Here is a 14,258-nt window from a genome sequence, read left to right as displayed (position 1 = left end):
AGTGCACACCCTCCGGGTCATTTACGTTAAATGGTTATTATCCTAAAAAAGTAAGATTCATCAAGTTAAAAAGGAAGATCCATCATTCTCTCTAGATTGAGGGTAGGCTTATAATAATACATGTTACCGTAATTATGATGGAGGAGGCATAACATGTACCAGGAGAGACAGGTTGATATAGTCATTTACGGAGGGACTGCGGCAGGCATTATGGCCGCTGTTCAAGCAAGAAAAATGGGTAAAAGTGCGGTCGTGGTCGAGCCAAGTCAGCGGATCGGCGGCTTGACAACTGGAGGCCTGGGCGATACAGACTTCGGGATGAAGCAAGCCATCGGGGGCTTGTCCTTAGAGTTTTACAAACGGGTAGCCCAGAAATATTCGCAAGATGGAGCTCGCTGGCTGTTTGAACCTAAGGTAGCGCTCGAAGTTTTGCAAGATTTGGTGGCGGAACATGACATTGAAGTTATATATGGAGAAAGGCTGCGACTTAAAGACGGGGTCACAAAGAAAGGTTCCCAAATTATCTCCATTTGTATGGAATCCGGGAACCTTTATCAAGGAAAAGTGTTTATTGATGCTACGTATGAAGGAGATTTAATGGGGAAATCGAGCATTTCCTACTTTGTCGGCCGGGAGTCTAATGCCCAATATGGGGAAACATTAAACGGTATTCATCCTGGCGATGAACTCAATGAACTACCCAGCGGGATCGATCCGTATGTCATAAAAGGGGTACCCTCGAGCGGCTTGCTTTTGCGTGTCAATCCTCACCGTGGTGGAGATTTTGGTGATGGAGACAACAAACTTCAAGCTTATAACTTCCGCATGTGTTTGACGAATAATCCGGACAATCGCGTGGAGATTGAAAAGCCTGAGGGATATAACGAAGCTGATTATGAAATTTTGTTCCGGGCTATTGAGCAAGGGCAAAGTTCAAAATTTTTTAAATTGAATATGGTAACTTCGGATAAGACAGATTCCAATAACAACAGTGGCATTTCTACGGATTACAACGGAATGAACCACAGTTATCCAGAGGCGGATTATGTTGAGCGGGAACAAATGTGGCATGCCCATCGCCTTTATCAGCAAGGCTATGTCTGGACCCTACAAAATCATCCACGAGTGCCGGAAGAAATCCGGGCAGTCTATAAGCCGTGGGGATTGCCGCTCGATGAATTTACCGAGACAGGTCACTGGACTCCCCAATTATACGTCAGAGAATCCCGCAGAATGATTGGCGACTACATCGTGACCGAGCATGTAGTTAGACTGGACAAACCAGTTCCTGATTCCATAGGCATGGGGTCCTTTGCGATGGATTCGCACCACACCCAATACTATGTAAACGAAGACGGGCATGTAAGCACGGAGGGTGGATTTTACGTAAAATTAAAAGCACCTTATCCGATAAGTTATCAGGCAATTGTGCCAAAACGGACGGAATGCACCAATTTAATCGTACCCGTATGCGTTTCAGCTACCCATGCAGCCTACGGTTCGATCCGAATGGAGCCCGTATTTATGATCCTGGGGCAATCGGCTGCTGCCGCAGCCGCACTTGCACTTGATACGGATGGCATCGTACAAAATGTAAAGTATGAGCAGCTTCATTCCTTACTCGTTGAAGAGAATCAGGTCTTATACGTAGACGCCCTAAGCCCGTATTAATAAGGATTGAGCCCATATCCAAATTTGCGCCGGTATTCGCCTGGGGGATGTCCAAATCGTTCGCGGAAAACTCGGCAAAAATGAGGGTAACTCTCAAATCCGGTATTTTCAGCGACATGCTCCAAAGCAAGATTGCTGTAGAGTACCTGCTGCTGCGCCAGCTTTAGTCTGACGTCAATACAGTAGGCGAACAGTGATTGGCCAAAAGCGGTTTTAAACAGATATGAGCAGCGTGAGACGCTTAATCCGACAGAGGCCGATATTTTTTCTAAACTAAGAGGTTCATTGGCATGACTTTCTATAAATAGCTTAAGTTTATGAGCGATATCTGCTCCTTTGGTGCGTTGTTTGCTCTGAATCACTTGCTCCAGTGTCAAACAAAGCGTTCTAAAAAGGTAGTCCATGATCTCTTCTTGGTTCTGCATGACTTTTTTCTTCTCGTTGATAATGTGCTTCCATAAGGTAATGACCGTATCATCAAAGCCAATGTTTGTTTTGGTAGGAAAGTCTTTGTTTTCCCACCAGGCGTCCAGCCATTCCCCGTTACCGGCCAGGAAGTAGTCGCCGACAGGTTGAACCGCATCCGAATCAGGAGCGCTTCGGGGCTGCACATTGAGTTCGTATGGCTGATGAGGAGGATAAATGAGCAGGTCACCGGGGATGATGGTTTCGGATTTCCCTCCCACCAGTGCGCGACAGGATCCTTCTGACTGAAGCCTGAACATGTAGAAGTTTAGCCCGTCTTTATACGTAACAGAGTGGGGCTTAGTGTGGGTGAAATAATTAGCATAAATGACGCTGGATTGGTGTTGAACTGACCTCGTCATAGGAAGATTCCTCCGGAAAATAACTATTCTGCTCCGATTATATAGCTTCTTCGTTGAGATTGACAGAGAAAAGAGAGGAATACGGATAATGAAACCCAATTTTAAATATGTAAATAAGCCGGTATTAGAACCGATACCAGGCTGTGACTGGGCCAGTAAAATGGTGCTGAATCCTGCCATCGTGCAAGATCCAGAGTCAAGCACATTGCATATGTTGTTTAGGGCAACGGGCCCTTGGGCACAAAAGCGGAGAGAAGGCTGCCACGACCCATACCCGATTTTCCTAGGTTATGCTACTAGCGAAGATAATGGGGAAACATGGGAAGCCGATTTCAGCGAGCCAGCGTTATCGCCGGCATTAGGCTATGAAGAACACGAACTTTACATTGCAGATATTCATGGCAATCGCGTACGCAATTATGCGAATGGCTGTATCGAAGATCCGCGTATTTTCCCAATTGAAGGGGAGCTATATGTTAGTGTGGCGTGTCGTCCATTTCCTCCGGGCCCATATTGGCTGTCGGATGTCCAGACGAGATTTGAATATGTACCAGAGTGGGTATTTAATGGAAGTGAAGAAGAAGACGCTTTTATTAAAACAGCGCGCTCCAATGATACGGTCACCGTTCTATATAAATTAGATTTGCAACAGTTGAAAATGCGTAACTATAGCGCAGCATTCCACTATATAGGTCCTCTGACGGAAGGACACGTTAGTGATAATCGGGACGTTTTTCTTTTTCCTGACAAAATGATGATTCAAGGAAGTTTACAATATGTGATGCTTCATCGTCCAATGAACGTGTTACCGTTCGAGCGAGGAATTGAGGTGAAGAAACCCTCTATCTATCTAGCAGCTGCCACTACGATTGAGGATTTCGCTTCCCCAAAAGCAACGCATCGTCTGCTTGCGACGAGTGTCTTTCACTGGGAGGATAACCGCATTGGTGCAAGTTGGCCGCCAATCCGTGTCTCGGACGACGAATGGCTCGTATCTTATCATGGAAAGAAAGATGTTGTGTTTGGCTACACGCAGTCCTTCATGATTGTGAAGGAGCAGCCGAACGATTTCCCCGTAGTAACACATCGTTGCTCAGAGCGGCTGATGTTCGCAGAAAGAGACTGGGAGATGCCTTCTGATTATCCGACGCCTTGCTTATTTACCACAGCTGGGATCGTCGTGGGAGATGAGCTGATCATGTCATACGGTGCTGCTGATCAGAAAATAGGAATTTCCTGGGTTAACTTTCAAGAGTTAACGGATTATATCCGTTGTTTCGATGAGAAAGGTAATAAACTGCTGTCTATCCATCGGTAAAGCTAAAAGACATGAGTCCGGTACAGTGCCGAATTCATGCCTTTTTAGTATTTATCGATTGGAGAGGGAAGCTCTTTCATTTATCTAAAACACCTTTTCGAAAAACAGTAAGATTCATCAAGTATAAAAGGAAGATCCATCATTCTCGCCAAACAGGAAAGCGTTTTATAATAGTGTTTGTAAGCTACTTGGAGGTGAACGTGATATGAGCGTTAGAACATTGGAAGTGAAACAACGTGTTGGAACAGCAAAGGTCAGCAAGAATCGGTGGAAACTGTTTCACACAAACATAGATCTCTATGTTTTGCTAATTCCAGGACTATTATTTTTACTGCTATTCAAATATACCCCGATGTATGGGATTATCATCGCGTTCATGGATTTTAACATTTTCGATGGGTTTATGGGAAGTAAATGGGTCGGTTTGGCGCAATTCGAGAAATTACTCCATTCAGAAGAGTTTATGCAAGTATTTATCAACACACTCTTAATCAGTTTGTACAAACTTGTGCTTCTCTTTCCAGTTCCGATTATGATTGCGCTACTGCTGAATGAAGTAAGGAAGAGCTGGTTCAAGCGTTCGATCCAAACGATTATTTTTCTGCCGCATTTCTTGTCTTGGGTCATTATTTCTGGACTGTTTATCACCATACTCTCCCCAAGCGGAGGTTTGGTTAACAATGTGATTCAGTTTTTCGGTGGTACCCCGATATCGTTCTTTCTTGATAATGACTATTTCCGAAGTGTGCTAGTGTTTACCGCAGGTTGGAAGGAATCCGGATGGAACGCGATCATCTTTATTGCGGCGATTGCGGGCATTGAGCAAGAGCAATATGAAGCAGCATCCATTGATGGTGCTGGGCGAATTCGCCAGATGATGCACATTACCCTGCCAGGTATCGTGCCTACAATCATCCTGATCCTTGTCTTGCGTCTTGGATACTTGCTCGAAGCAGGTACGGAACAAATTTTGACCATGTATAATTCCGTCGTGTATCAATCAGGTGATGTTATTGGGACTTATGTATATCGAATAGGTCTAGGACAGCAAGATTATAGCTTTAGTACAGCAGTAGGTTTGTTCAATTCCGTAATTGGTTTCCTCTTGATCGTGTTGGGTAATGAACTCAGCAAAAAAGTGGTCAAGCGAAGCATTTGGTAGGAGGTGCAGCTATGAAAAAGAAAACAATTGGCGATTGGTCCTTAGATATATGCGTATATGCTGCGCTGTTATTGTCTAGCGTGCTTACGCTATTGCCAATGCTTAACGTTTTATCCAAAGCATTAAGTGATGAATCATCCGTTATCTCAGGCAAGGTTGGCATCCTGCCAGTTGGGTTTCAATTAAATACCATGAAATATGTTGTATCCTCTAGCCAATTCTTACATTCGATATCGGTATCCTTAATTGTCATGGTTGTTGGGACAGTGCTGGCGATTATGTTGACGGCTTTAACGGCTTATCCCTTATCTAAGAAGCATCTCCCGGGAATTCCATTTGTTTTGATCTTGTTCATTTTTACGATGCTGTTTAATGGTGGCATCATCCCGAATTATTTACTTATGAAGGAACTACACCTCATTAATAGTTTATGGTCCTTAATGTTGCCTGCACTAATCAGCGTGTTTAATCTATTGGTCATTAAGAGCTACTATGAATCTTTACCCGAAGCGTTAGAGGAGTCAGCTAAAATAGATGGCGCCCGTAATTTTACGATTCTTTTTCGTATCATTCTTCCGCTCAGTACGCCGGTTATTGCTACAATTGCGCTATTCTATGCGGTGTATTTCTGGAATGATTACTTTCATCCTATGCTGTATATTTCGAAAGCAAGTTTGAAACCATTGCAATTATATCTAAGGGATATTGTCATGGATGCAGACAGCTCGACTGCCCTGAATAGCAGTGTGGATGACATGATGAAAATTTCTCCTGAAGGTATCCGATCCGCGACGGTTATTGCTTCTATTATTCCGATGCTGCTTGTCTATCCGTTTCTTCAAAAGCATTTCGTTAAGGGTGTTCTGATTGGCTCAGTGAAAGGTTAGAGCTTGCGTTAATGCCAAAGATGATTATCTGCGGCTTAATGATAATTACACAATGAACTAAGGGAGGGTTTTAAGTATGTTGAAAAAAAATAAAAAGATGCTGCTCGTTTCACTTACAGCTTGCTTGTCAGCTTCATCGCTCGTTGCTTGTTCCTCAGGTGGAACCAGTTCAAGTAGTAGCACGTCAGCGCCGGGGTCATCAACAGCATCGTCATCAGTACCAACGGCAGCGGCTGTAAAGCCGGAACTAAAGTCTCTGCAAATTTGGCAAAAGGATGATTATAACACGTACCCTGTTGCTACGTATTTAGAAAAAGCTACAGGCTATAAAGTTCAGTATGATATGCTTCCACAGGATAAACCCCAAGATAAACTGAATATCCTGATCGCTTCAGGAGAGGCGTACGATGCGGTGACTATATCAGGAACCACAGATTTTAAAGCGCTTTATTCCGATTATGCGAAAAAAGGGGCTTTAGTTGACCTTGGACCGCTCATTGATAAATATGGGCCGAATATTAAAGCTGTCATTGATCCTGAAGCTTTAGAGGCTGCCAAGGTAGATGGGAAGCTATATGCCATTCCAACGAAAAGTACCAAGACTGTTAATACAGACCTATATATTCGACAAGATTGGTTGGATAAAGTCGGACTCAAAATGCCGACAACCCTTGATGAATTAGTTACCGTTTTGAAAGCGTTTAAAGAAAAAGATCCAGGCGGGAATGGCGAAGGGAATATTCCTTTAACCGTCGGTGGTGATTCGTCCTTTATTCCAAATATTGTTGGTGCGTTCGGCATGCCGAATTTCTGGAATGATGTGAATGGTAAATTAACACCTCGTGTGTTAGACCCAGCTTTCAAAGATTATGCAGCGTTCGTAGCTGATTTATTTAAACAAGGCTTAATTGATAAAGAATTTGCCGCTAATAAGGCCGCAGCGACCAAAGAAAAATTTACAAGCGGTAAAGCCGGTATCCTGATGATGAACTGGTCGGATGTCCCTACAATTGCTGATGCTTTGACGAAAAATATTCCAACTGCGAAAGCCACATTTATCCCTGCAGTGAAAGGTAAAGATGGTAAAACGGGCCTATCCGCATCAAAAGGCTTTGACCGTATTACTTTCATCCCAAAAGCATCCAAGCATCCAGAGGATGCCATCAAATGGATGAATGCGAAGCTGGAGAAAGATACGTTCAGAACGATGGCGATTGGGGAAGAAAACAAGCATTACACGCTCAAAGATGGTGCCTATTCACCGATTCAACCGATTTTTACGGATGAGCGGAATCAAGCGAATAACTTTTTAACGGGAACGGACGATAAGAACTATCCTATTTATTGGCAGGCACGTGTACGTAAGGATATGCGTCTGTACGATGCCTGGAATTCATTGAATGGATTAGCACCTGAACCTACCAAAGTAACTGATCTGCTAGGTTACGCACCCTATATGGTGGAATTCTCAAAGAACTTCCAAACGCTAAATACGCAATCTAACGATTACACAACCAAGTTGATTTTTGGTGCTGAACCGTTTACGGGGATTGATGCATTCATTGCCAAATTCAAATCATCGGGCGGAGACGCTAGCTACAAAGAAGTTAATGACTGGTATGCAACTGTGAAGAAATAAGTAATTCATCATTATTTTATAATAAGAGGAGATCTTGCTTGCATGAACTGGAGTAGATCTCCTCTATTATCGGTGGAAAAGGGAAATGAATAATCATTTTAAGGAAGGATATGGTATAGCCATACAATCAACGTTCCCTTCGGGATATGTAACCTGGACTTGCAGACCCGACATAGCATCGACAACTTCCACTTGCAGCGGCTTGTCTCCCTCTGTGCAAGCACGGAAGATAGCAATAAACCGCGTGTTCTTCACTTGGAGCCGCCGGCGAATTATGGTACTGCGCTTGCCCATAGATGGCATGGCTGGAGACTCGGCCAAATAAATTTCTTCGGATGTTCCCTCTGTGGACGGCATTAGTCCATACACATCGAAATGATCTCCATTATGCTCCGCTTGATCCCAGCTCCATGTACGGTGCCATACCTCTGTCAGTTCCGGGCTCCATTGTATCGTTTGCTTAAGACAATCATAGCCATCTTGTTCTCCTAGCAAAATAGGCTCGACTGGCGTTTCCCGTCCTGCTGCCAGTACTGGAGAACCCTGTGTATGGATAATCCAATCCACATCCTGCGGTTCATCACAATAGACGTCGAACACATCTACCAGCAGCTTGTCAGTTAACACACAGTGCCTGCGTAGAACTGTTCCTGGATAAGCTTCACTCGTTTCAGTCTCCAGGTAAATCCAGCCCTTCTCATCCTGTTCGGCTTTCACAATAGTTCCTTCCGCCTCTGCTTGAGAGCAGCCCCCGATCGTAACTGTATTGTGAGCGATCGTTTGCTTGAAAAATCGCTCATGCATCGCATTGCCATACGGCAGCATCCCTGCATCATTCAACCAGGCATGGCCGCCTGTATAGTAGAGCAAGCTCAGCTTATCCCGATGACCATGATAGCCTCCATGCTTGCCAAAATCGACCATTGCCACCTGTGCAGATGCAGTCTGCTTCATGAGGATCATGCCGGCTTTTTTTAACTCTGTAAAGGCAGTTTCACGGCTGCTAGTCTGAGCTTCTCCATCCAGATGGGGAGGTCCATATAACAACGACATTAGCGAATCCCGCTCAGAAACGGCCGCTACCTCGTACCCTTCACCAAAGAACGCGCTGGAAAATTCAAAGAGATGCGAGAGCTTTTTCACATCAATCACATCCGAGTCATGAACAGGCGGCAGGGTACCGTCAGGAAGCATGCACTGCAGCGGTGCTCGGAACATCGACTGGAAGCGTTCATTTTTATATAAAGGTACATTCATATAGTGGGCCGCCAACACCAAATCAACTTGTGCACCCAACGTATAGAAGTGATAGCCCCAAGCCCCTTCGTACCAGAACCCGTCATCGGACAGACTATTTTCCATTTGAAATAAAAATCCATGCTTCGTGTCATACACGGCCTTCTCCAGTAAATCCTGCCGGTCAGTGGCCGCCGCTATCCATGCTCTTGCCGCATTGTGATACGACTGCCAGTTAGAAATGCCCAACTGGTTACCGTCGAGCAGAGGCACGATCTTTAACAGCCAGTTTTGCTCGATTCGCTGCTGTTCGGACAAGTTTACGACCCCATGTTGCTTCAAAATGCAGTACGCCTGGACCAGAGGAAGCACCCAGCTCGACTCTGACAGCGTCTGGCACATCACTTTCGCTGCGTCCTTGGACGTCCCACCAATGCGATCGTGCAGTACGTACTGCTCATAATGCTCTGCGTAAAACAAAAGCACTTGTTTAGTCCAAACCGCCGCACGCTCGGAGCCTGTTAGTCCATACAGTACAGCCATCTGCCAGGAGCCAACGCTGTAATCAATATGCTCATTTCTAATCGCTACTTCATCCCAAGGACTGCCGCTCCATATGTTGCCGCACGAAGGACAGCGGTGATGATGCCGGTCGATACGGACAAGCTTGGCCCCTTCGCCCGGACAATTATAGTCATGGCTCCAACCGCCCCCGAGCAGTGGAATGTCGATCAGACTTTCCCATCGTTTCTCCGCCTGCTGCTCCAATTTATCCAGAGCTTGCTGCGCCCAGGACACTTCATAGCACTTCTCCTGAATCTGCTTGAAAAACGCCGGGCTGAACAATGCTTCGTTCAATATGAACAACCCCCCCGTTAAAATTGTTAATTGTCACATCCATCTACTACATTATTCCATTAGTGAATAAACTACGCTACCATCTTTCCTTCTAACCGCCCCTCAATATCACTGTTTTATGCTATGCTTGGGTTAATCTATCTCTTTTATCAACATCAATTTAAACTTTGATTGTCGTTTCAACAAATTGATGGTAACGCATACAATTGCAAAATGTTAGATTAAACATAGAGGTCAGTTCATTTAGAGATAAAAGATACATAGGTAAAGAGGGTGGCCAACATCATATCTCGTTCATTTATGCAAAAACGTAATAGTTTTTTTTATAAGCTGCTCATGACACACATCATTATCTTTTTGGTACCCGTCATTATTGGCATGTTCGCTTATGGGAAGCTCGAGAAAGTGATTTACACGAATGCGACTCATACAAATCAGGCGCTGGTTAATCAATATCGTGAGCGAATTGACAGCCGAATTAAAGATGTCCAGCAATTTGCCACTAGCATTACCATTAACCCGACCATCCAAAATATTATTCTTCTCTCTAAAAGAGGAACAGAAAATGAGGAGTACTTAGCCTACTCCCTGTTCCTTGAATTAGCCAAATATCGATCTAGTAATCCTTTAATTGAGTCCTACTATATCCATCTTGCAGCTACAGACAGCATTGTGTCGAATAGCTTCAAGACCCAAACCGAACCATTTTATCGCATTCAACTTCAACAACCTCCGGGCGAATATGATCATTGGCGGAAGAAGCTTTTTGATGCACATTATTATCAGACTTTTTTACCGGCAGAGCACCGCTCGAGCGGCGTCAATTACGTTACCTTTGCGCAAACGATGCCCGTCTCTAGTCGGAATCAGGGGGACGCAACGCTCGTTCTGGATATCGCAGCAAACAAGATGTTAGACGATGTAGAAGCGACCGATGTGCGGGATGGCATGAGATTATATGTCTTAAATAAAGACAATGAAGTCATTATTAATACGAACACGGAGCATCCCTTCAATATGACGCTATTGGAGAACATGAAGGATGGCTCTAATACGTTTCGAATGCGAGGAGAAGGTGGTGAAGAGATCATCACCTATGAGATTTCCCAACAAACCGGATGGAAATACTTAGCTATTAAACCGACTGTCCAGTTTATGGCCCCGGTCACCAAAATTAAAAATATGGCCCTAATCGCGCTTCTGCTATGTATGCTAATCGGTATTCCTATTTCTTATATCGCAGCAAAGCGAAATTACAGCCCCTTAAGTAATTTAATCGGTTTAATACGCAATCGGCGTCGAGAAGGTGAGGTCAGCGGGAACGAATGGGATCTCGTGCAGTTCTCACTTGAAGAATCAATTGCTGAAGAGTCTCGTCTGCGGTCTAAGCTGCACATGCAATTCCCGGTGATGCGCTCAAGTTTTATTAGCAGGTTATTAAAAGGACAAATTGATTTCGAATCTTTTGATGATTCGACGCTTGAATTTGCAGGCATCCGATTTCATTCCAATACATTTGCCGTTGTGCTTATTGATATAGAAGATGTGGATGTGGCTCATCACGCCGAACGACAATGGGCTCATCATCGGTTCATCGTCGCCAACATTATGAATGATGCGCTGCTGGAACATGGACTCTTGGGGTATTCCGTAGAGATGTCGAGAGAGCGAATAGGTGTACTGGTTAACGGGGGTCCAGATGCAACGCTAGCAACACTAAAAGAGAAACTAAAAGTCATGCTTGCGGACTTCATGGCGTTGCTGCAGCAGCGTTTCGCGATCCAGTTGACCGTAGCTGTCAGCGATCATTGCGTAGGCATTGAAAGGATCAATAAGGGCTATATTGAAGCTTTGCGCACAATTGACTTCAAGCTTGTACGGGGAAGCTGCACCTTACTGTTTTTCGATGAACTGGGGGAGACAGAGAGTTCATTTTATTATCCAATTGAATTTGAAGCTCAAATTATTGCGGGTGTTAAGCTGGCAAATTTTGAGTCAATCAGCGAGCTGCTTGAACAAGTGTATCGGATGAATTTTCAATCGAATGCGCTTTCGCCTGAACGTGGGAAATGGCTGATGTACAATATGGTCAGCACATTGCTTAAAAGTCTACATAGTATGAACACGGACTATAAGGAAGTATTTCCGAATGAAGAAGATCCCGAACTAAGGCTTGGGCCGCATGGAACGATCCGAGAAATGTTCGAGGACATCAAATCCATGTATCAGGGCGTTTGCGACCATTTTAAGCTGGAAAAAAGTGAACGCGGAGAGCAGCTTCAGCTGCAAGTTACGGCTTATATTCACGAGCATGTGTATGATGTTATGCTGGGTCTTGTTTCCATCTCTGATCACTTTGGTCTCTCACCGCAATACATATCTAAGCTGTTTAAGATGCAGACAGGGGAAACCATTACAGAATGTATTGCGAAGATTCGCATTGAAGAAGCGAAACGACTTCTGATTGGGACTGACTTACCGGTAATGGATATATCCTTGAAGCTGGGCTACTCCACAGATATCGGTTTGACACGCATATTCAAGAAACATGAGGGAGTTACGCCTGGCAAATATAGAACCATGCATACGTAATTTGAATGTCTGATCCCCTTTTTCATGATTATGATGAGGGGATCTTCTTTTTTATAATCGGATGGTCTTGCTTCATTATTGATGGTGGAAGCGGAACAGGTGCGTGGCTATACTAAAGCCATCAAACATGAAGAGGGTGAATTTCTTGCATGATGGAGCGACATACTGGAGCCGGTTGCGCAAAGATTTAAAAAGAAATCAAATCATTTATTGGATGGTCTTGCCGGCGATCTTGTACTATGGCATCTTCCATTATGGTCCTATGTACGGAGCGCAAATTGCTTTCAAAACCTATGTGCCGGCTAAAGGGATTTGGGCCAGTCATTGGGTAGGCTTCGACCATTTTAAACTATTTTTTAACAGCTTTTATTTCTGGCGGGTACTAAAGAATACGCTGCTCATTAATCTGTATCAGCTTATCTTCGGGTTTCCTGCGCCAATTCTGTTGGCTTTGCTGCTCAACGAGGTCAGGGTGGCCATATTCAAACGGGCTGTTCAGACGGTTACGTACATTCCGCATTTTATTTCTGTTGTTGTCGTTGTCGGCATCGTGATTGATTTTTTCTCTTTGGATGGGTTAATCAATCGATTGTCCAGCCTGTTCGGCTTCAAACCGATTCAATTCGTGTTGGAGGCTGACTGGTTTCGTTTCTTGTTCGTAGGCTCGGATATTTGGCAAGGCGTTGGCTGGGGCTCGATCATTTACTTGGCTGCCATTGCCGGTATTGATCCGTCGCTTTACGAAGCGGCGAAAGTAGATGGGGCAGGCCGATTCCGGCAAATGTTTAGTATTACCATTCCAGGGATGGCACCGACTATTATCATATTGTTCATCTTGAACATTGGACATTTCATGAGTGTCGGCGCGGAGAAAATTATTTTGCTGTATAACCCGGCAACCTATGAAACAGCAGATGCTATTTCGTCTTTCGTTTATCGCAAAGGGTTATTAGAATCTAGCTTTAGCTTTAGCGCCGCAGTTGGTTTGTTTAATTCCGTGATCAATTTCGCGCTGCTCATTGTCGCGAATAGAATTAGCCGCAACGTATCCGAAACGAAGTTGTGGTAGAAGGAGAGGGTTGGGTATCATGAAACATAAGTCGATTTCCGATATTGTATTCGATGTTTGCAATTATATATTCCTAACGCTGCTTAGTTTATCGACGTTATATCCGTTCCTGTACATTTTATTTTCTTCACTTAGCAACCCTGTTGAATTGATGAAACGCACAGGCATTATACTCTGGCCAGCTGGATTCTCGCTGGAGGCGTACAAGCTTGTTTTTCAAAATCCCATGATTCCGACCGGTTATGCCAATACGTTGTTTTATGTAGCGATAGGTACCCTTCTTAATATTGTCTTTACTTCGCTTACGGCCTTCGCTTTATCCCGCAGAAATGTGATGCTGCGCGACCCAATTATGATGGCGATTGTCTTCACGATGTTCTTTGGAGGCGGACTTGTCCCGTCCTACCTGCTGGTGAAGGGAGTAGGTCTGTACGATACGCGCTGGGCGCTAATTATACCGGGACTGATCTCTACAATGAATCTAATTATTTTACGAACGTCTTTTCAGAGTATTCCGGAAAGCTTGGAAGAATCAGCTAAAATAGACGGTGCCAACGATTTTACAGTGTTTACAAAAGTCGTGATGCCGCTGTCCATTCCTGTGCTATCTGTCATGGTTTTGTTCTATGGCGTTGCACATTGGAATTCCTATTTCAGCGCACTTATTTACTTGCGATCACGGGATTTATATCCGTTGCAGCTCGTTCTTCGTGAAATTCTCATCACCAATAACAGTGAATCCATGCTTACGGATGTAGGAGCATTTGATAAGGCCTACGTAGGCGAGACCATTAAATACGCAACCATTATCATTGCAACACTGCCTATTTTGTTGTTGTATCCTTTTCTGCAAAAATACTTTGTAAAAGGTGTCATGATTGGCGCCATTAAAGGGTAATTAGGCTGTTATTTGCTCTTTTTGATGGTGAATACCGCATATGGATGGTGGGAAGTTGCCTCCGGAGCATGCTAGGATCATTTTGCAAGACATATCGATGA

The 14,258-nt window shown here is 44.3% G+C and carries 10 protein-coding genes; 8 read left to right on the top strand and 2 right to left on the bottom strand.

The window, feature by feature from the left end; translation table 11 throughout:
- Positions 1-153: 153 nt before the first annotated feature.
- A complete protein-coding gene (locus J2736_RS15080) occupies positions 154-1,671 on the top strand; it encodes an FAD-dependent oxidoreductase (RefSeq protein ID WP_310499424.1) in 1,518 nt (505 codons plus the stop codon).
- On the opposite strand, the gene J2736_RS15075 is transcribed toward J2736_RS15080, so the two are convergent.
- Positions 1,668-2,498, bottom strand: coding sequence for an AraC family transcriptional regulator (locus J2736_RS15075; protein ID WP_310499423.1), 831 nt, complete (start codon positions 2,496-2,498; stop codon positions 1,668-1,670). The genes J2736_RS15080 and J2736_RS15075 overlap by 4 nt on opposite strands.
- 88 nt (positions 2,499-2,586) lie before the next feature.
- Here J2736_RS15075 and J2736_RS15070 point away from each other — a divergent pair, with 88 nt between their 5' ends.
- From J2736_RS15070 to J2736_RS15055, 4 genes are all read left to right on the top strand, one after another.
- Positions 2,587-3,816 carry a glycoside hydrolase family 130 protein gene (locus tag J2736_RS15070; protein WP_310499422.1) on the top strand — a complete coding sequence of 410 codons (1,230 nt, stop codon included), beginning with the start codon at positions 2,587-2,589 and terminating at the stop codon, positions 3,814-3,816.
- Positions 3,817-4,021: 205 nt separating this feature from the next.
- On the top strand, positions 4,022-4,978 hold the full coding sequence (locus J2736_RS15065) for an ABC transporter permease (protein WP_310499421.1): 957 nt from the start codon (positions 4,022-4,024) through the stop codon (positions 4,976-4,978).
- Positions 4,979-4,989: 11 nt separating this feature from the next.
- On the top strand, positions 4,990-5,865 hold the full coding sequence (locus tag J2736_RS15060) for a carbohydrate ABC transporter permease (protein WP_310499420.1): 876 nt from the start codon (positions 4,990-4,992) through the stop codon (positions 5,863-5,865).
- A gap of 76 nt (positions 5,866-5,941) precedes the next feature.
- Entirely contained in the window at positions 5,942-7,504 is a 1,563-nt protein-coding gene (locus tag J2736_RS15055) for an extracellular solute-binding protein (RefSeq protein WP_310499419.1), read from the top strand.
- A 93-nt stretch (positions 7,505-7,597) separates the two neighbouring features.
- Here the strand turns inward: J2736_RS15055 and J2736_RS15050 are convergent, their stop codons facing one another.
- Positions 7,598-9,598, bottom strand: a complete 2,001-nt coding sequence (locus J2736_RS15050) for a heparinase II/III domain-containing protein (RefSeq protein WP_310499418.1) — start codon at positions 9,596-9,598, stop codon at positions 7,598-7,600.
- A gap of 300 nt (positions 9,599-9,898) precedes the next feature.
- Here J2736_RS15050 and J2736_RS15045 point away from each other — a divergent pair, with 300 nt between their 5' ends.
- The 3 genes from J2736_RS15045 to J2736_RS15035 all read left to right on the top strand — a co-directional run bounded on the left by J2736_RS15045 (position 9,899) and on the right by J2736_RS15035 (position 14,157).
- A complete protein-coding gene (locus J2736_RS15045) occupies positions 9,899-12,190 on the top strand; it encodes an AraC family transcriptional regulator (protein WP_310499417.1) in 2,292 nt (763 codons plus the stop codon).
- Between the two features lie 127 nt (positions 12,191-12,317).
- Positions 12,318-13,259 carry an ABC transporter permease gene (locus J2736_RS15040; protein ID WP_310499416.1) on the top strand — a complete coding sequence of 314 codons (942 nt, stop codon included), beginning with the start codon at positions 12,318-12,320 and terminating at the stop codon, positions 13,257-13,259.
- A 19-nt stretch (positions 13,260-13,278) separates the two neighbouring features.
- Positions 13,279-14,157, top strand: coding sequence for a carbohydrate ABC transporter permease (locus J2736_RS15035; protein WP_310499415.1), 879 nt, complete (start codon positions 13,279-13,281; stop codon positions 14,155-14,157).
- The last annotated feature ends 101 nt before the right edge of the window (positions 14,158-14,258 follow it).

Source organism: Paenibacillus qinlingensis, assembly GCF_031455095.1.
Taxonomy (GTDB): domain Bacteria; phylum Bacillota; class Bacilli; order Paenibacillales; family NBRC-103111; genus Paenibacillus_E; species Paenibacillus_E qinlingensis_A.
This window is presented reverse-complemented; position numbering and strand designations above follow the sequence as displayed.

Coding starts and splice junctions, on each gene's coding strand:
- J2736_RS15065 (WP_310499421.1), top strand. CDS start 4,022: ATGAGCGTTAGAACATTGGAAGTGAAACAACGTGTTGGAACAGCAAAG.
- J2736_RS15035 (WP_310499415.1), top strand. CDS start 13,279: ATGAAACATAAGTCGATTTCCGATATTGTATTCGATGTTTGCAATTAT.
- J2736_RS15040 (WP_310499416.1), top strand. CDS start 12,318: ATGAAGAGGGTGAATTTCTTGCATGATGGAGCGACATACTGGAGCCGG.
- J2736_RS15075 (WP_310499423.1), bottom strand. CDS start 2,498: ATGACGAGGTCAGTTCAACACCAATCCAGCGTCATTTATGCTAATTAT.
- J2736_RS15070 (WP_310499422.1), top strand. CDS start 2,587: ATGAAACCCAATTTTAAATATGTAAATAAGCCGGTATTAGAACCGATA.
- J2736_RS15055 (WP_310499419.1), top strand. CDS start 5,942: ATGTTGAAAAAAAATAAAAAGATGCTGCTCGTTTCACTTACAGCTTGC.
- J2736_RS15080 (WP_310499424.1), top strand. CDS start 154: ATGTACCAGGAGAGACAGGTTGATATAGTCATTTACGGAGGGACTGCG.
- J2736_RS15045 (WP_310499417.1), top strand. CDS start 9,899: ATGCAAAAACGTAATAGTTTTTTTTATAAGCTGCTCATGACACACATC.
- J2736_RS15060 (WP_310499420.1), top strand. CDS start 4,990: ATGAAAAAGAAAACAATTGGCGATTGGTCCTTAGATATATGCGTATAT.